Origin of the sequence: Chromohalobacter sp. 48-RD10, assembly GCF_029889785.1 — a bacterium.
Taxonomy (GTDB): domain Bacteria; phylum Pseudomonadota; class Gammaproteobacteria; order Pseudomonadales; family Halomonadaceae; genus Chromohalobacter.
The window spans coordinates 31153-48550 of the sequence record NZ_JARANX010000004.1 but is presented as its reverse complement, the minus strand read 5'-3'; the positions used below and the strand labels follow the sequence as shown (position 1 = coordinate 48550).

The following is a 17398-nucleotide window of genomic DNA, read 5'->3' as shown; positions in this document are numbered from 1 at the left end:
GTTGTCCGATGGAAATGCTCCTTGGCGCCTGAGCGCGTACAGAGCCGACATGAGTTGCGCAGTCAATACGCAACGTGATGAACACAACTTTTGAACACAATGCTCTTGAACGCATTGCATAAGGTGCCAGAAATGAACGGTGACACACCGTCAAAAGATTCTAGCATGACCGAGGATGTCACGCGCGACCGCCTCGACGCACTGGAGTCCCGACTCGCCTATCAGGAAGACTGGTTGGACACGCTCGACCATGCCCTGGCCGCGCAGGACCGACGCATGGCCCAGCTCGAACGCACCAATGACATGCTGCGCAAACGCCTGCGCAACCTGCGTCAAAGCGTCGACCACATGAGCGATGACGACGCTCCAACGCCCAGCGACGAGATACCACCCCATTATTGAGCACAACCCACGCCTCGGCCGTTGGGCCATGAATCAAGCGTGCTGGGGCTTTTTCAGCAGCAGAATCAATGGCGCCACCAACAGGTACAGCACGCCCAGCCACAGAAAGATATCGTTGTAAGCCATGACCATGCTTTGCTCAAGCAGGGTGCGCGCCAGCATCTCGACCGAGGCGGCATGTGGGTCACCGGTCGACGCCAGCAGCTGCTGATACTGCGCCTGGGTCGCGTTGACGACCTCGCGGCCTTGATCGATGGCAGGAATCAGCTGATTCCAATGGTAGTCTTCACGCCAGTCGCGAATCGTGTCCAACAACGCCAGGCCCACCGCCCCGCCGAGATTGCGCATCACGTTGAACAGACCACTGGCATTGCCGACCTCGCTGGGCGGCAGGGTGCCAAAAGCAATGCGCGAGATGGGAATCAAACACACCACCAGTCCCACGCCACGCACTACTTGCGGCCAGAAAAACACGTCAAAGCCCGATTCGGCTGTCAGATCGGCATTCATCACCGTGCCGATACCGGTCAATAGCATCCCCAGCAGCAAGAGTGCGCGCAGATCGACCGTGTCGGAGGCACGCCCCACCAGAGGTGCGGTCAAGAACATCGCGCCACCGGTAACGATCATGACCTCACCAATCTGCAAGGCCGAATAGCCGCGCACGTTGCCCAAGAACAACGGCAATAGATACACCAGGCCATACAAGCCGATTCCCACCACGAACCCTAGCCCGGCCCCTACGGCGAAATTAAGGTTAGTAAAGGCGCGCAGGTCGACGATGGGGTGACGGTGGCGTAGAGCGCGCCAGAAGAACCCCACCGAGGCGAGTGCGCAGACGATTGCGGCAATGAGGATCGTGCGGCTGGCGAACCAGTCGTCGCCGGGGCCTTCCTCGAGCGAAAATTCCAGCGTGCCCAGGAACAGTGCCAGAAGCGCCAAGCCGATGAGGTCGAGGTGGCGCAACGCGCGATGGTCGGGGCGATCGATATCTAGAAGCCGCCACACCGCAGCCGACACCAGGACACCGGGCACGAGATTGGCGAGAAACAGCCAATGCCAGCTCGCGAACTCGGTGATGTAGCCACCCACGGTCGGCCCGATCGACGGCGCCAGCGTCGCCACCAGGCCCATCACACCCTGTACCGTGCCCATCATGCGCCGTGGAAAGACACTGAAACTGATGGCATAGGCGATGGGAATCATCGCCCCGCCCATGAAGCCCTGAATGGCCCGCAGTACGATCAGCGATTCGATGGAATTGGCCATGGCGCAGCCGAGGCTCGCCAGCGTGAAGCCCAGGCAAGAGGTCACGAGCGCGACTCGGGTGGAAAGAATCCGCGTCAGCATGCCCGACAGCGGGATCATGATGATCTCGGCGATCAGATAAGAGGTCTGAACCCAGGATATCTCGTCAGCGCTGGCCGAAACCCCGGCCTGAATCTCATTGAGGGAACTCGCGACGATCTGGATATCCAGAATCGCCATGAACATTCCGAACACCGCCGCCACGAAGGCCAGTTGAGTACGCCGTGAAGGCGCCTCCTGCGGACCCGCCGAGTCGCTTGCAATCGCCTCGGCCATTTAACCGTCGTACTCGGGGTCGAGGTCGCGCGTATCCACCGATGGCACCACCGAGAGGCCATCGCGCAAGCGCTCCAAGGCATCATCCGGGCCCGTCACGCGGATACGCACCGGCACCCGCTGGACGATCTTGTTGAAGTTACCGGTGGCGTTGTCCTGCGGCAGCAGGCTGAAGCGCGAGCCCGTGGCAGGCGCCAAGCTATCGATGACGCCTTCGAACTCGGTATCGGGATAGGCATCGACATGCAACGATACCGACTGCCCCGGCCGCATGCGCGTGGTCTGGGTTTCCTTGTAATTGGCAACGACATAGGCCGAGCGAATCGGCACCAGTTGCATCAAGGTCAACGACGGCTGGGCCAGCGTGCCAACTTCCACCGTCTTGTTGCCGATCACACCGGCCACCGGCGCCGTCAGGCGTGTCTTATCGAGCTGGTGGCGCGCGTTGTCGATGTCGGCACGGGCGGATTCGATATTGGCCTCGGCACTGTCGCTTTCGGCTTCGAGCACGTCGAGCTGCTTGCGTGACGAAGCCAGCGTGGCACGCCGAGCCGCAAGCGTCGCTTCCGCGACCTGCACGGCCGCCTGATCGTCCTGGTACTCTTGCTGAGAGGCGTAGCTTTTCTCGGCCAGGCGCTTCGAGCGCTCGAGATGCAAGCGTGCCTGTTCGAGATCCGCCTGCGCCGAGCTCACCTGGGCCTTGGCCTCGTCGATCGAGGCGTGTTGCTGTTCGACCTGGCGATCAGCACTGACGGCATTGGCCTGGGCCACGGCCAGCGACGCCTGGGCCTGGGCAAGTTGAGACTTGGCATCGCTGGGGTCGAGCCTCACCAGAATATCGCCGGCCGAGACGCGCTGGTTATCGGATACCGCTACCTCGTCGACACGCCCGCTGACCTCGGCCCGCACCGCAACACTGTCGGCATGTACGTAAGCGTTATCGGTCTCTTCGAAGTAACGACCGGTCTGCCACCAATGTATCCCCCAGACGAGGGCCACCAGCACCAACACGACCAATGCCAGCGCCGTATAAAGTCGCTTCTTGATTTTCATAACTCGAGTTCACCGGACGGTCTACAGAGGTCGTACAGGATACACTAATCTGCCCGGTGGACGCTTGGGGAGCTATCCAGGCACTACTGAGGCTCTCCCTTCCGTCCCCGCTGCGTCTCAACAACGCGCCACGGCCGGTCGATAGACGTCCGGGACGTGCATATCCTGCCATGTCTCATGGCCGCCTCAGTGCGCTTCGTCCCAGTTGGCGCCGTCGTTGGCTTCGACGGTCAACGGCACGTCGAGCTTGGCGGCGTCTTCCATGCGTTGGCGGACGGCGTCGGTGAAGGCGTCGACCTGGCTTTCCTTGACCTCGAAGACCAGTTCATCGTGGACCTGCATCACCATCCAGGCGTCGAAGTCGCCGTCGCGTAGCCAACGGTCGACGTCGATCATCGCCAGCTTGATGATATCGGCGGCGGTGCCCTGCATCGGGGCGTTGATGGCGGTGCGCTCGGCGGCCTGGCGGCGAGTACGGTTCTGAGCATTGATCTCGGGTAGATAGAGGCGACGACCGAACACCGTCTCGACATAGCCATCGTCGGCGGCCTGGGCACGAATACGCTCCATGAAGCGTGCCACGCCCGGATAACGGTCGAAGTAGCGGTCGATGTAGGTCTGCGCCTGATTGCGTTCGATATGCAGCTGTCGCCCCAGCCCCCAGGCGCTCATGCCGTAGATCAGACCGAAGTTGATGGCCTTGGCACTGCGCCGTTGCTCACCGCTGACGGCATCGAGCGCCACACCGAACACTTCCGCTGCGGTGGCGGTGTGGATATCGCGTTTCTCGGCGAACGCCTCGAGCAATCCCTTATCGCCGGAGAGGTGCGCCATGATGCGCAACTCGATCTGCGAATAGTCGGCGGCGACGATGCGATAGCCGGGGCGCGCCACAAAGGCCTGGCGAATCTTGCGCCCTTCTTCGGTACGGATGGGGATGTTCTGCAGGTTGGGATCGGATGACGACAGACGCCCGGTGGCCGTGACCGCCTGGTGATAGCTGGTATGCAGCCGCCGCGTGGTGGGATTGACCAATTGCGGTAGCTTGTCAGTGTAGGTCGACTTCAATTTGGCAAAGCCGCGGTGCTCGATGACCACCTTGGGCAACGGATAATCCAGCGCCAGTTCCTCGAGCACCGCCTCGGCGGTGCTCGGCGCGCCCTTGGGCGTCTTCTTGATCACCGGGATTTTCAATTCATCAAAGAGGATCTCGCCGAGTTGCTTGGGCGAGCCCAGGTTGAATTCTCGCCCGGCCAGCTCGTACGCACGCGCTTCCAGTTCCCGCAGACGCTTGTCCAGCGCGCGGCTCTGGGTGTGCAGGCGCTCGGCGTCCAACGCCACGCCGTTGCGTTCCATGTGCGAAAGTACCGGCACCAACGGCAGCTCAACCTCATCCAGCACCGCCGCCAGGCGGCCTTCGCCGTCCACGCGTGGGCGCAATTCACGGTGCAACCGCAAAGTGATGTCGACATCTTCGCAGGCGTAGGGCGCGGCTTCTTCGAGTGCGACCTGATCGAAGGTCAGCTGCTTGGCGCCCTTACCGGCAATCTCCTCGAAGGTGATGGTCTCCTCGCCGAGGTACTTGAGCGCCAGCGAGTTCATGTCGTGGCGCGTCGCCGTGGAATCGAGCACATAAGACGCCAGCATGGTGTCCTCGAGGCACCCCGTGACCTCGATGTCATAACGCGCCAGCACCGAGATGTCGTACTTGAGGTTCTGGCCGACCTTGGCCTTGGAAGCGTCTTCCCACAGCGGCTTGAGCGCGGCCAGCACCGTGTCGCGATCGAGTTGATCAGGCGCATCGAGATAGCGGTGCGCCACCGGGATATAGGCAGCCTCGCCGGCGTCCAGCGCCAGGCCGATGCCGACGATCTCGGCCTCCATGTAGTTGAGGCTGGTGGTTTCCAGATCGAAGCAGAAGATGTCCGCCTGCGCCAGACGATCGCGCCAGGCATCGAAGGCCTCTTGCGTGACGATGACATGATCCTCGCGCAGCGTTGAGCTCGTATCGGCCGCCGGTGCGTCATCCTCCTCCTTCGCTGGCGCCCCCTTGGCCACATCATCGACGCCCTCATCGCGTCCCTCGAGCAACTCACCCAGCCAGTTCTTGAATTCAAGCTCGGTATAAAGCGCCTTGAGCGCCTCACGGTCGGGATGCGCAATGTTCAGATCGTCGAGGCCCACCGGTAGCGCGCAATCGGTCTTGATCGTTGCCAGTCGGTAGGACAGGAAGGCCTGGTCGCGATTGGCGTCGAGCTTCTTGTCCAGCGTCTTGGCGCCGCGAAAGTCCAGCGTCTTGATACGCTCGAGATCGGCGTAGAGGGTCTCGAGTCCGCCCTGCATGCCTTGCAGCAAGCCGAGCGCGGTCTTCTCGCCGACGCCCGGCACGCCGGGAATGTTGTCGACCTTGTCGCCCATCAACGCCAGATAATCGATGACCAACGACGGCGGAATCCCGAACTTGGTCTCGACGCCGGCCACGTCGAGCGTCTCGCCCTTCATGGTGTTGACCAGGGTGATGTGCGCGTTGACGAGCTGCGCCATGTCCTTGTCACCGGTGGAAATCACCGCATCACGCCCCGCCTCGGTGGCATGCCGCGCCAGGGTGCCGATCACGTCATCGGCCTCTACGCCCTCGATGCACAAAAGCGGCAAGCCCAGTGCACGAATGCAATCGTGCAACGGTTCGACCTGAGGCCGCAGGTCGTCGGGCATCGGCGGGCGGTGCGCCTTGTACTCGGCGTAGATCTCGTCGCGGAAGGTCTTGCCCTTGGCGTCGAAGACCACCGCCATGGGGCTGTCAGGATACTGCTTGAGCAGGCTCTTGAGCATGTTGAGCACGCCCTTCACCGCGCCGGTGGGATTACCCTTGGACGTGGTCAGCGGCGGCAAGGCGTGAAAAGCCCGGTACAAGTACGACGAGCCGTCGACGAGAACGATGGGGGGCGTGTTGGCCATGGCATCAGCATCCATTGGAAATTCGCGATACCGCCATGATACGCAAGGCATTGCGCAGCGTCAGGCAAAACCCTCTGCACATGCGCCGAACGCGCATGATGTGGGATAATGACCTTTCATTACCTCATGGGCTCGGGGCGCAATACCACCGTGTTTGCCCCACCAGCCGAGGAGAGCGTCATGCAGCGTCTACCTATTGTTCTATGTCTGGGATTCGGCCTCATTATCGGCGCCGGCGCCTCGCTTGCCGTCGCGCAGCCGTCCCCGGACATCACCGTGCGCCAGGACGACAACCGCACACTCAAGGAATACCGCGTCAACGGCGAGCTCTATGCCATCGAGATCGTTCCTCGGCAAGGCGCCAGTTACTTCCTGATCGACGACGACGGCGACGGTAACTTCAAACGCCGCGATGCCGCACGCGTCGAGGTGCCCGACTGGGTCACCGGCGACGAATGATGTTGCCGGCCGCACATCAACGACCTCAACAACGGCGGTAGGACTACCCGCGCCAAGCCGCTACAATGCGCGCTTGGCACCCCGGGCGAGAGGCACATGGCCGTATTCACTCCTTTGACCGAGACCCAGGTCGCACGCTTTCTCGAGCGTTTCGCGATCGGCACGTTGACCACGCTGGAAGGCGTGCCCAGCGGCACGGAGAACTCCACCTTCTTTGTCACCACCGACCAAGGACGCTTCGTGCTCACCCTGTTCGAGCAGGGCGAAAGCGATGAGCTTCCCTTCTTCGTCGCCTTGCTCGACTATCTCGCCGAGCACCGGCTGCCCGTACCTGGGCCCGTTCACGATCACGACGGCGTGGCCCTGCAAGAACTCGCCGACCGCCCGGCGCTATTGTTCCCGCGCCTGCCGGGTCGGCATCCCGAATCACCGACGCTCGCCCAGTGCCGCGAACTAGGTGATGCCCTGGGGCGCATGCACAAGGTCTCGCAGCGCTTCGAAGGCCAGCGCCCCAACCCCCGCGACCTGCACTGGTTGTCCAGCGCGCAACATAAGGTCATGAGCTATCTGTCCGAGGCCGATCAGCGTTTGATGGGCGACGAGATAGACGCCTATCAGGGCATTTTCTGCGATGCCTCGAAGCTTCCCCAGGGCGCGATCCATGGCGATCTGTTTCGCGACAACGCCCTTTTCGACGGTGACCGACTGGGCGGCATCATCGACTTCTACAACGGCTGCACAGGCGATTTGCTCTTCGATCTGGCCATCGTCGTCAATGACTGGGCCAGCGCTGCCGACGGCCGTTTCGACGACGCCCGCTACACGGCGCTCCTCGGCGCCTACCAGGCGCGCCGCCCGCTTACCGCAACCGAGCAAGCCCTGTGGCCGGTGATGTTGCGCATGACGGCATTGCGCTACTGGCTATCGCGGCTGCTGGTCGTCTACGTCGACCCGCCCGCGCACGACCTCACGCCCAAGGATCCCAGTCAGTACCGTCACATGCTCGCGATGCGTCTCGAGCACGGCGCCCCGCTCTTGCCGCCCGCCAGCTTGGCCCCAGAACACACGCTGTAAGACTGCTTTAAGAAACGCGGCATAGGCTGGAATCGTCATCGACGGCGGAGCACGATGCTCCGCCCTGGACGGGAGCTCACCATGCCCACCTTCACGCACGTCGTCACGACCGTACGCCCCTTTCGTTTGGTCTCTGCCACCCTGCATCGCTACCTGCGCTACGGCTGCGCGTCGCTGGCCTTGGCACTCACGGCCCTGGCTTGGCAATCCCAGAGCACGGTGCCCGCCCTGGTGCTCACCTTCGGCCTGGGCTGCGCGCTACTGGGTGACGCCCTGCAACGCACAGGCGCGACTTTCGAGCGCCTGGATGCCGCATTCGGCGAGGCGCTGACGCACCTCGGCATGGCCAGTGGCACCACTCTCGGCGTGCTGTTCATTCTGCGCTGAGCACGCCGGCGCCTCTTTGCAGCCCTGTATGCGAGCGGCATAATGCCACCCCGTTCGTTCACCGGGCCACGCCGGCCCGTCCAGGAGTGCGCCATGACCTCGCCCGCCGATCAGGCACGCCGCACCTACAATATCGATCAGTGGGGCAGCGGCTACTTCAACGTCGACGACGCCGGTCATGCCGTCGTGTGTCCGCGAGGTGGCGACACCGCAGGCCCCGCCCTGCCGCTCAAGGCCCTGGTCGACGAGTTGCGCCGCGCGGGTTTGCGTCTGCCGGTGCTGGTACGTTTCACCGACATCCTCCACGACCGCGTCGAGCGACTATGCGCCGCCTTCGACACTGCCATGCAGGATGAAACCTACACCGGCGGCTACACCGCCGTGTATCCCATCAAGGTCAACCAGCAGCGCCGCGTGGTGGAAGAAATGCTCGCCACTCAGGCACGTGGCCATGGACGGGTCGGCCTGGAGGCCGGCAGCAAGCCGGAACTGCTGGCGGTACTGGCGCTTTCCGGTGACGGCCCCTCGCTGATCGTCTGCAATGGCTACAAGGACCGTGAGTACGTGCGCCTGGCATTGATGGGCGAGAAGCTCGGCCATCGCGTCTACCTGGTGGTCGAGAAGCATTCCGAACTCACGCTAATCCTCGAGGAAGCCGAGCGCCTGCAGGTCACGCCGCGCATCGGTCTACGCGCACGGCTGGCCTCGGTGGGCAAGGGCAAGTGGCAAAATAGCGGCGGCGAGAAATCCAAGTTCGGGCTCACCGCCAGCCAGATTCGCGACGTCGTCGAACGCCTGCGCGACGCCGACGCCCTGGCCAGCCTGCAATTGGTGCATTTCCACCTCGGCTCACAGATCGCCAACATCCGCGACATCCAGCGCGGCCTGCGCGAATGCGCGCGCTTCTACCAGAGCCTGAACGCCCTGGGCGCACCGGTGGATACCGTCGACGTCGGCGGCGGCCTGGGGATCGACTACGAAGGCACCCGCTCACGGAGCTTCTGCTCGATCAACTACTCGATGCATGAATATGCCAGCAACGTGGTATGGGCCTTCCGTCAGGTCTGCGACGCCGAAGACTTGCCGCACCCGCATCTGATTTCCGAATCGGGGCGCGCCCTGACCGCGCATCACGCGGTACTGATTACCAACGTCATCGGCGAGGAGCGCTTGAGCGAGGAAGCGCCCACGCAACGCCTCGGCGGCGATGCCGAGCTCGATGAATTGTGGCGCGTACACGCCAAACTGGACACCATCCAGGAACCGCGCGGCCTCGCCGAGGCCTACCACGACCTGGTGCAGGCCATCGGCGAACTGCAGGACCGCTTCGTGCTTGGCCTGGCCACCCTCGACGCACGCGCCGAGGGCGAGACGGTCTACTTCGCCGCCTGCCGACGCCTGAGCGCACAGCTCGACCCGCGCAATCGCGCGCATCGCGAGATCGCCGATGAACTCGCCGAAAAGCTCGCCGACAAGCTGTTCGTCAACTTCTCGCTGTTCCAGTCGGTGCCTGATGTGTGGGGCATCAACCAAGTCTTCCCGGTGCTGCCCCTGACCGGCCTCGACCGGCCACCCACACGGCGCGGCGTGATTCAGGACATCACCTGCGACAGCGACGGGCGCATCGATTGCTATGTCGACGGCCAGGGCCTGGAAGCGACGCTCCCGCTCCCCGAATGGCAGGACGGCGAGGACAAGCTGATGGGTCTGTTTCTGGTCGGCGCCTATCAGGAGATCCTCGGCGACCTGCACAACCTGTTCGGCGATACCGACGCCGTGGACGCCACGTTGGATGCTAACGACCAATGGCAGCTCAGCAATCACCAACAGGGCGATACCGTCGCCGACGTGCTGCGTTACGTGAACTTCGACGCCGACGAACTCAGCCAGCGTCTATCGCATCAGCTCAAGAACAGCGCGCTGAGCGATGCCCAGCGCGACGACTTCATGCGCGATCTCGCCGCCGGCCTGGAAGGCTACACCTATCTCGAGTGACGCCAAATCTCTGGAGTGACGCCAAATCCACGTCACCGCGTCTGCGTAGACGCCTCCAGCCCGAACGAGCCCCACAGCGACAGTTGGGCATTGCAGGGTAACGGCCCGACTCCCGCCGGTGTGCCGGTGAGCACCACATCGCCGGGCTGCAGCGTGAAACGCCGCGACATCTCGGCCAGAAGTTTAGGAATGGCGAACAGCATGTCGCGCGTCTCGCCGGTCTGACGGCGCTCGCCGTCGATCTCCAGCGTGAAGCGCAAATCCGCCCAGTCGGGCACCTCATCCAGCGCTACGAACGGCGACAGCGGGCAAGCACCATCGAAGGCCTTGGCGGCTTCCCACGGGTGGCCTTTTTCCTTCAATTGCGCCTGCACGTCGCGCAGCGTCAAGTCTAGCGCCAGGCCAAGCCCGGTGACGGCGCGCTCGGCCTGCTCGGCGCTGGCCCCGCTCAAGCGCTTGCCGATGAGCAGCGCCAGCTCGGTTTCGAAGTGCACCTCGCCACGCGTGAATTGCTCGGCGATATCGCGTGCCATGGGCACCGCGCTGGTGGCGGGCTTGATGAACAACAGCGGCGCGCCAGGTACCGGATTGTCGAGTTCACGGGCGTGCTCGGCGTAGTTGCGACCCACGCAGACGATCTTGCCCAGCATATGGGGAAAGACGCCGCCATCGGCCAGGCGGGTCACGAAGGGTTGGGCGGACATGCAGACTCCTTGCAAACGAAAAGCGCCGCAACGGCGAAGCCCCAAGTCTAACGCGACCGACGACGCGGTACACTGCAACCTCCGGCGAGGCTGCCTCTTTGTCGTCACTTCACACGGTACCTCGCTCGGCCGTCGCGCTGGGCCGCTCGCCGAAACGTGCCTGGTAGACGCGCGAGAAGTGTGCCAAGTGCGCGAAGCCGCTAGTCAAGGCGGCCTCGGTCACCCGGCAGCGGCTGTCAGCGAGCAAGCGTCGGGCATAGTCGAGGCGCATCCCCACATAGCACTGCTTGGGCGTCTCGCCGAAATGCGCCACGAAAAGACGCGTCAACTGCCGTTGGGACTGGCCGATCAGACGACATATCTCGGGAATCGACAAGACCTGGTCGAGATGGGTTTCCATCACCGCCAGCGCGCGCACCACACTGCGCGGTAAATCCTCCAGAGTACGCGCTGCGCCTGCCCTCCAGGCTTCTTCCTCGGAAACACGCTGGTGCACGAGCTGCCGCCCCACGGCATTGGCCAGCGCCGGCCCGTAGTCGTGCTCGATCCATTGCAGCATCATGTCGATGCCCGCCGCGCCGCCAGAGCCGGTCAAGCGCTGCCCGGCGAATTCGAAGCGCGCCTCGCTGACGCTGATATGCGGAAACTCCGCGCGGAAGGCCGGCACGCTCTCCCAGTGAAGCGCCACACGATGCTGGTCGAGCAAGCCCGCCCGGGCAAGGATGAAAGGCCCGGTATCGAGCCCGCCGACACGCCCGCCATGCGCCGCGACGTGCCGCAGCACCGCGCGCTCGGCACCAGTCACACTGACTTCCGCCTCGTACGAGGAAATCACCATCAGCAAATCGCCGGGGGTATGTTCCGCCAGGACGCCCTCGACCTCAATGCGCACGCCGTTGCTGGCCACCACCGCCTCGCCATCCGCCGAGAGCAGCCGCCAGGCGAACAGCTCGCGACCGAAGCGATTGGATACGCGTAACGGCTCGAGCAGGCAAAAGAGCGTCAGCATCGAGAAATTGGGAACCAACCACACATTCACGGTATGCGCCGCGTCGCCGGGATTGGGAACCGGGGGTTGCTCGGGACGGGGGTAGGGCCAATCGGTTCGAGTATTCTCGCTCATGGCTAAAATCATCTATTAAATGGCGAATTAGTGCAAACTCCATTCGGTCAATCCGCCTAGGGTAGGGAAACGCCTTGGCTCACCCGCCGGGGCAGTCGACCCCATGCCAGCAGTGGAGAGCATCGTTCATGTCCATTTCCGCCAACGTCGAACTCCAGGACGAAGGGCGACGTGTGATCCTGCGCGCCGCCGGCCAGCGGTGTGAATTCGCCGCCCTCTGGCTGCGTGAGCGAGCGCCGGATGCGGCCACGCTCGATACCCGCACCGGGCAGCGCTTGATTGAAGCCGCCCAACTGCCCCTGACCTTGCACGTCGAGTCGGCAAGCAGCGACGCGCAGACCCTGCACGTGCGCTTCAGCGATGGCCACGTCACCGCCTATGCGCTGGATGCCCTGCTCACCGACGCCGCGCCCGACAATGCCGACATGGCGCCCGAGCTCAGCTTATGGGACGCCGATCTCGAGACCCCGCCTCAAGCAAGCTTCGACGCAGCGCTCGAGGACGACGACGCCCTGCTGGCGATGCTCGAGGCCTTGCAACGTTACGGCTTCGTCAAGGTAAGCGGCGTACCGTGCGAGGAAGACGGCATGCAGCCGTTGATCGACCGTATCGGCCCGCTGCGACGCACCAACTGGGGCGGCATCGCCGACGTCAAATCGGTGGCCAACGCCTATGATCTGACCATGACGCAACGCGGGCTCGAACCGCACACCGACAACCCCTATCGCGATCCGATTCCCGGCTACATCTGGCTGCACTGCCTGAGCAATGCCGCCGCTGGGGGCGATAGCACACTCACCGACGGTTTCATGGCGGCGCAGCGCCTCAAGGCCGAAGCGCCCGAGGATTTCGACTGCCTGACGCGCCTCTCGACGCAGTTTCGCTATACCGACGCCACCACCGACCTGGCGAGCGAGGGTCCGCTGATCGAGCTCGACAGTCACGGGCGACTGGCGCGCGTACGCTACTCCAACCGCACCGAGCGCATCACCGCCCACGACACGGCCTTGCTGGAGCGCTACTACGCCGCGAGGCAGCACTTCTATCGCTTGATCACCGATGAGGCGTTGACCGTGCATCTCAAGCTCGGCCCCGGCGATATGCTGATCATGGACAACTACCGCCTACTACACGGGCGTACCGCTTACCAGCTCGAAGGCGGCGTGCGCCACCTGCGCCAGGGCTATGTCGATCGCGATAGCACCGCCAGCCGGCGTCGCGTACTCGCCGCTCAGCGCGCCGGCAGTGACAATGATGCCGCACCGCGATCCGTACAGGGAGCCAACGCATGAACCAGGCGACGTTTACCCGCTTCGACGAGAGCACTCGCGACGACTGGGCACTGATCGACGCGCATTTCCAGCACTACCAGAACGATGCCAGCCGCCGCGTGCTCGAGCACCTGTTGCGCCTCAAGGGTGATCCCCACGGCTATCCCGTCGACCGTTACGAGCATTGCCTGCAGACTGCGACCCGCGCGCTGGAGGCGGGCGCCGACGAAGAAACCGTGGTCTGCGCCCTGCTTCACGACATCGGCGACGACCTGGCTCCCGCCAATCACGCGGAAATCGCCGCGGCAATCCTCGAACCCTTCATCGACCCGCTCAATGTGTGGATGATCCGGTACCACGAGCTGTTTCAGGGCTATCACTACCACGCCTTCTATGGCATGGATCCCCACGCCCGCGAGGCCTATCGCGAGCATCCCGCCTACGCACGCACTGTGCGCTTCTGCGACGAGTGGGATCAGTGCTCCTTCGACCCCGACTACCCCACACGGCCTCTCGAGGACTTCATCCCCATGGTCGAGCGTGTCATGTCGCAACCGCCATTCGGCGAAACCATAAGCGTCGAGGGCACGCCATGAGCAATTGCGCACAACGCTTGCTCGACCTGCTCGTCGCCCACGGTATCGATACCGTCTTCGGTATCCCCGGCGTACATACCGTCGAGTTGTATCGCGGTTTGCCCGACAGCGGCCTGGAGCACGTCACACCGCGCCACGAACAGGGCGCCGGCTTCATGGCCGACGGTTACGCTCGGGCGACCGGTAAACCGGCCGCCTGCTTCATCATCAGCGGGCCGGGCATGACCAATATCGCCACCGCCATGGGCCAGGCGCTGGCCGATTCGGTGCCGATGCTGGTGATTTCCAGCGTCAATCGCCGCGATACCTTGGGGCGCGGTCAAGGATGCCTTCATGAGCTTCCCGATCAGCAGCGCACCCTGGACGGCGTCAGCGTTTTCAGTCATACCCTGCATACGCCCGAGGTACTGCCCGAGGTGCTGGGGCGCGCATTCGCCATCTTCAAGAGCGCTCGCCCCGGCCCGGTACACATCGAGATTCCGCTGGATGTGATGCCGCAGGCTTGCCCGGCGCTCGAGCCCAAGATCACCGAGTTTTTCCCACCGGCGGCGCCGGATGCCGCACTGGCCTGGGCCGCCGACTGGCTGGCCGACGCCGAACGCCCTCTGGTGCTACTCGGGGGCGGCTGCGCGGCGGCCAGCGACGCCGTGCGCGCCCTCGTCGAACGCCTTGATGCACCCACCATGACCACCATCAACGCCAAGGGCATGCTGGGATGCGACCACCCGTTGGATCTCGGTGCCTGCGCGAGCCTGCCCGCCGGACGCGAACTCGCGCGCCACGCCGACGTGGTGCTGGCGCTGGGCACGGAACTCGGTGAGACCGACTACGACCTGACCTTCGACGGCGGCTTCCAGCTCGACGGACGGCTGATCCGCGTAGACATCGACACCCAGCAACTGGCGCGTAACCAAGCCGCCGACCTTGCCCTGCTCGCCGATGTCGGTGAAGTCGCCCAGGGACTGCTCACACGCTTGCCGACGCAGTCCTCTCGCGGCGGCGCCGGGCGCGTCTCACACACCAGGACGGCACTCGCGCTGCGTGACGCCGAGGACGTCGCGCCCTACGCCGCTTTTCTCGACACGCTGCGCGAGGCGTTGCCCGACGCCACCATCGTTGGCGACTCCACGGGGCCGGTGTATGCCGGCAACTTCATCGCCGAGATGCCTGCGCCACGCCGTTGGTTCAACGCCGCCACCGGCTACGGCACGCTGGGTTACGGATTGCCCGCCGCCTTGGGTGCAGCACTGGGCGTGCCCGAGCGGCCGGTGATCGCACTGGTCGGCGACGGCGGGCTCATGTTCACCCTCGGTGAAATCGCCACCGCGCGCGAGACCGGCGTGCCCATGGCGATCGTGATCTGGAATAACGCGGGGTATGGCGAGATCCGCCACTACATGGACGCCCAGGACGTGCCACGTCTAGGTGTTGATCTTGCCGCACCGGATTTCGTGACACTGGCCCGCTCGATGGACTGCCACGGCGTGCGCGTGTCGACGCGTGCCGCGCTGCACCAGGCACTGCAGGCTTCGCGCCAGGCGCCGGGGCCGACCCTGATCGACGTCGAGGCCGACAGCTGGTCCGCTTGAATTCATCGTATTTAACAGGAGAGATCATGCGACGCACCACCACGCGGCTGCTGGCCGCCCTTGCCCTACTACCTCTGGCAGCCCACGCCACCGACGAGGCTACCCAGGTCTCCTTCGTCGCTCCGCCGTGGCCCGGCGTCACGGTCAAGACCGAAATCATGGCACAGATCCTCGCCCCGCTGGGCTATACCAACGAACGCCAGGAGCTCAGCAGCACGGTGGGCTACAAGACCTTGCAGACCGGCGACAGCGACGTTTTTCTCGCCGGCTGGCTTCCCGCCCAGCAGGACAGCTACGACGCCGCGATGGACGATGGCACCATCATCGATCTGGGCAATAACGTCACCGGCGCGCGCATGGGCTTCGCGGTGCCCGATTATGTGTATGAGGCCGGCGTGACCAGCGCCGAGTAGCTCGACGATCCCGAGAACCGCGAACGTTTCGAGGGCCGCTACTATTCCATCGAGTCCGGCTCGACGGTCAGCGACTTCATCCACGACGCCAAGCGTAACGACACCTACGGCCTGGGCGACTGGGAACTGCTGGAGTCCTCGACGCCGGGGATGCTCAGCGCGGTGCGCAGCGCCTACGACGAAAAGCGTTGGATCGCCTTCTACGGCTGGACGCCGCACTGGATGGTGCCGGAATTCGACATGCATATCCTCGACGATCCCGAAGGCATCTATGGCGACAACCAGGGCCGTAGCGACGTGCGCACCATCGTCGCCAAGCCCTTCAGCGAGGCCAACCCCAACCTCATGCGTTTGCTCGATCAATTCGTGCTCAGCGCCAAGCAACAAAGCGATTTCATCCGCGAATACGGCCTGAAAGAGCGCGAGCTCGAGGCGGTGGCCCACGAGTGGTTGCAAAACCATCCCGACGAGCTGGCCGAGTTCCTCGACGGCGTGACCACGCGTGACGGCGAGCCCGGCCTGGCGACGGTCAAGGCGAGTCTTTAATCGCATCGAGGACGCTAACGAGGAACCTGCATGCACTATTCTCGACTGACCCAGCGCATCGCCGGCGAGGGCGCCGCCGCCTGGGATATCCACTACCGCGCCCTGGCGCAGCAGGCCGAGGGCGAGGACGTGATCATCCTCTCGGTGGGCGATCCGGATTTCGCCACGCCGACCCCCATCGTCGACAGCGCAGTCGATAGCTTGCGTGCCGGCGCCACACACTATGCCGATGTACAGGGCAAGACGCGGCTACGCGAACTGATCGCCCACCATCATCGCCAGACCGGCGGTGCGCCGGCGACCCATGCCGACAACGTGGCGGTGCTGGCCGGCGCCCAGTGCGGCCTGTATGCCGTAGCGCAGTGCGTACTCGACCCCGGCGACGAAGTGATCGTGCCCGAGCCGATGTACGTCACCTACGAAGCGGCCCTGCAAGCCGCCGGCGCGACCCTGGTACGCGTACCGCTGCGCGCGGAAAACGCCTTCCAGCCCGATCCGGCCGACTTCGCCGCCGCCATGACGCCGCGCACCCGGGCACTGCTGCTCAACAGCCCGCACAATCCCACCGGCCAGGTATTCACGCGGTCGCACTGGGAGGCGCTGGCTACGCTGTGTCGCGAGCACGACCTGTGGCTACTTTCCGATGCGGTTTACGCCGAGCTGGTCCACGACGGCGAACCGTTCTCGCCGGACAGCCTGTCCGGCATGCGTGAGCGCACTGCCATCATCAATAGCCTCTCCAAGTCGCATGCCATGACCGGCTGGCGACTGGGCTGGGTGGTCGGTCCCGAGCCCCTGATCCAGCACCTGACCCACCTGGCGCTGTGCATGCTCTACGGCTGTCCCGATTTCATTCAGGACGCCGCCTGCGAGGCGCTGGCCAACCCGCCTGCAGCACTCGCCGAGATGCGCCATGCCTACCGGACACGCCGCGATACCGTGCTCGAGGCGCTCGCCGACAGCCCGAACGTCGAGGCGCTGTGCCCGGCAGCCGGCATGTTCATGATGATCGATATTCGGCGCACGGGGCTTTCCGCGCAGGCCTTCGCCGACCGTCTGCTCGACGAGCAGGGCGTCTCGGCACTCGCCGGCGACGCCTTCGGCCCCTCGGCGGCGGGCTTCGTGCGCTTGAGCCTGACGGTGGACGCCGAACGCCTGCGCGAGGCATGCCGACGCCTGGCGCGCTGCGCCGATGAATGTCGAGCGACGGCCCAAGCATGACCCACGCGCGACCCCGGAGAATT

Annotated in this window: 14 protein-coding genes and 1 pseudogene; 10 read left to right on the top strand and 5 right to left on the bottom strand. The window is 64.2% G+C overall.

The window, feature by feature from the left end; translation table 11 throughout:
• The first annotated feature begins 165 nt into the window (after positions 1-165).
• Positions 166-402, top strand: a complete 237-nt coding sequence (locus OP496_RS06510) for a SlyX family protein (protein WP_280562700.1) — start codon at positions 166-168, stop codon at positions 400-402.
• Between the two features lie 33 nt (positions 403-435).
• Here OP496_RS06510 and OP496_RS06505 read toward each other — a convergent pair whose 3' ends face one another.
• From OP496_RS06505 to polA, 3 genes are all read right to left on the bottom strand, one after another.
• The gene (locus OP496_RS06505; protein ID WP_280562699.1) at positions 436-1986 is read right to left on the bottom strand and encodes a DHA2 family efflux MFS transporter permease subunit; all 1551 of its coding nucleotides are present in this window, start codon (positions 1984-1986) and stop codon (positions 436-438) included.
• A complete protein-coding gene (locus tag OP496_RS06500) occupies positions 1987-3039 on the bottom strand; it encodes an HlyD family secretion protein (RefSeq protein ID WP_280562698.1) in 1053 nt (350 codons plus the stop codon).
• Between the two features lie 186 nt (positions 3040-3225).
• Positions 3226-5997 (bottom strand): DNA polymerase I, encoded by a 2772-nt coding sequence (gene polA / locus OP496_RS06495; RefSeq protein ID WP_280562697.1) that lies wholly within the window; start codon positions 5995-5997, stop codon positions 3226-3228.
• A gap of 180 nt (positions 5998-6177) precedes the next feature.
• Here polA and OP496_RS06490 point away from each other — a divergent pair, with 180 nt between their 5' ends.
• The 4 genes from OP496_RS06490 (at position 6178) to speA (ending at position 9912) form a co-directional block, all read left to right on the top strand.
• A complete protein-coding gene (locus OP496_RS06490) occupies positions 6178-6456 on the top strand; it encodes a DUF2782 domain-containing protein (RefSeq protein ID WP_280562695.1) in 279 nt (92 codons plus the stop codon).
• 96 nt (positions 6457-6552) lie between these two features.
• Positions 6553-7530: a homoserine kinase gene (locus OP496_RS06485; protein WP_280562694.1), complete on the top strand. Its 978-nt coding sequence runs from the start codon at positions 6553-6555 to the stop codon at positions 7528-7530.
• A gap of 81 nt (positions 7531-7611) precedes the next feature.
• Complete coding sequence (locus tag OP496_RS06480) at positions 7612-7917, top strand: hypothetical protein (protein ID WP_280562693.1); 306 nt, start codon at positions 7612-7614, stop codon at positions 7915-7917.
• Between the two features lie 93 nt (positions 7918-8010).
• Positions 8011-9912, top strand: a complete 1902-nt coding sequence (gene speA, locus OP496_RS06475) for a biosynthetic arginine decarboxylase (protein ID WP_280562692.1) — start codon at positions 8011-8013, stop codon at positions 9910-9912.
• Between the two features lie 32 nt (positions 9913-9944).
• On the opposite strand, the gene OP496_RS06470 is transcribed toward speA, so the two are convergent.
• Complete coding sequence (locus tag OP496_RS06470) at positions 9945-10616, bottom strand: fumarylacetoacetate hydrolase family protein (protein ID WP_280562691.1); 672 nt, start codon at positions 10614-10616, stop codon at positions 9945-9947.
• A gap of 109 nt (positions 10617-10725) precedes the next feature.
• A complete protein-coding gene (locus OP496_RS06465; RefSeq protein ID WP_280562690.1) occupies positions 10726-11739 on the bottom strand; it encodes a GlxA family transcriptional regulator in 1014 nt (337 codons plus the stop codon).
• Positions 11740-11867: 128 nt separating this feature from the next.
• On the opposite strand from OP496_RS06465, the gene OP496_RS06460 reads away from it, so the two are divergent.
• The 5 genes and pseudogenes from OP496_RS06460 (at position 11868) to OP496_RS06440 (ending at position 17375) form a co-directional block, all read left to right on the top strand.
• A complete protein-coding gene (locus OP496_RS06460) occupies positions 11868-13031 on the top strand; it encodes a TauD/TfdA family dioxygenase (protein ID WP_280562689.1) in 1164 nt (387 codons plus the stop codon).
• Complete coding sequence (locus tag OP496_RS06455; protein ID WP_280562688.1) at positions 13028-13606, top strand: HD domain-containing protein; 579 nt, start codon at positions 13028-13030, stop codon at positions 13604-13606. The genes OP496_RS06460 and OP496_RS06455 overlap by 4 nt, the downstream gene beginning before the upstream one ends.
• Complete coding sequence (locus tag OP496_RS06450) at positions 13603-15195, top strand: 5-guanidino-2-oxopentanoate decarboxylase (RefSeq protein ID WP_280562687.1); 1593 nt, start codon at positions 13603-13605, stop codon at positions 15193-15195. The genes OP496_RS06455 and OP496_RS06450 overlap by 4 nt, the downstream gene beginning before the upstream one ends.
• A gap of 26 nt (positions 15196-15221) precedes the next feature.
• Positions 15222-16154 (top strand): annotated as a pseudogene (locus OP496_RS06445) (ABC transporter substrate-binding protein).
• Between the two features lie 30 nt (positions 16155-16184).
• Positions 16185-17375: a pyridoxal phosphate-dependent aminotransferase gene (locus tag OP496_RS06440; protein WP_280562686.1), complete on the top strand. Its 1191-nt coding sequence runs from the start codon at positions 16185-16187 to the stop codon at positions 17373-17375.
• Positions 17376-17398: the final 23 nt, after the last annotated feature.

Excerpts from the sequence above, each read along its gene's own strand:
- OP496_RS06485 (WP_280562694.1), top strand. The coding sequence starts at position 6,553 with ATGGCCGTATTCACTCCTTTGACCGAGACCCAGGTCGCACGCTTTCTC.
- OP496_RS06505 (WP_280562699.1), bottom strand. The coding sequence starts at position 1,986 with ATGGCCGAGGCGATTGCAAGCGACTCGGCGGGTCCGCAGGAGGCGCCT.
- speA (WP_280562692.1), top strand. The coding sequence starts at position 8,011 with ATGACCTCGCCCGCCGATCAGGCACGCCGCACCTACAATATCGATCAG.
- OP496_RS06500 (WP_280562698.1), bottom strand. The coding sequence starts at position 3,039 with ATGAAAATCAAGAAGCGACTTTATACGGCGCTGGCATTGGTCGTGTTG.
- OP496_RS06480 (WP_280562693.1), top strand. The coding sequence starts at position 7,612 with ATGCCCACCTTCACGCACGTCGTCACGACCGTACGCCCCTTTCGTTTG.
- OP496_RS06465 (WP_280562690.1), bottom strand. The coding sequence starts at position 11,739 with ATGAGCGAGAATACTCGAACCGATTGGCCCTACCCCCGTCCCGAGCAA.
- OP496_RS06440 (WP_280562686.1), top strand. The coding sequence starts at position 16,185 with ATGCACTATTCTCGACTGACCCAGCGCATCGCCGGCGAGGGCGCCGCC.
- OP496_RS06450 (WP_280562687.1), top strand. The coding sequence starts at position 13,603 with ATGAGCAATTGCGCACAACGCTTGCTCGACCTGCTCGTCGCCCACGGT.
- OP496_RS06460 (WP_280562689.1), top strand. The coding sequence starts at position 11,868 with ATGTCCATTTCCGCCAACGTCGAACTCCAGGACGAAGGGCGACGTGTG.
- OP496_RS06490 (WP_280562695.1), top strand. The coding sequence starts at position 6,178 with ATGCAGCGTCTACCTATTGTTCTATGTCTGGGATTCGGCCTCATTATC.
- polA (WP_280562697.1), bottom strand. The coding sequence starts at position 5,997 with ATGGCCAACACGCCCCCCATCGTTCTCGTCGACGGCTCGTCGTACTTG.
- OP496_RS06510 (WP_280562700.1), top strand. The coding sequence starts at position 166 with ATGACCGAGGATGTCACGCGCGACCGCCTCGACGCACTGGAGTCCCGA.
- OP496_RS06455 (WP_280562688.1), top strand. The coding sequence starts at position 13,028 with ATGAACCAGGCGACGTTTACCCGCTTCGACGAGAGCACTCGCGACGAC.
- OP496_RS06470 (WP_280562691.1), bottom strand. The coding sequence starts at position 10,616 with ATGTCCGCCCAACCCTTCGTGACCCGCCTGGCCGATGGCGGCGTCTTT.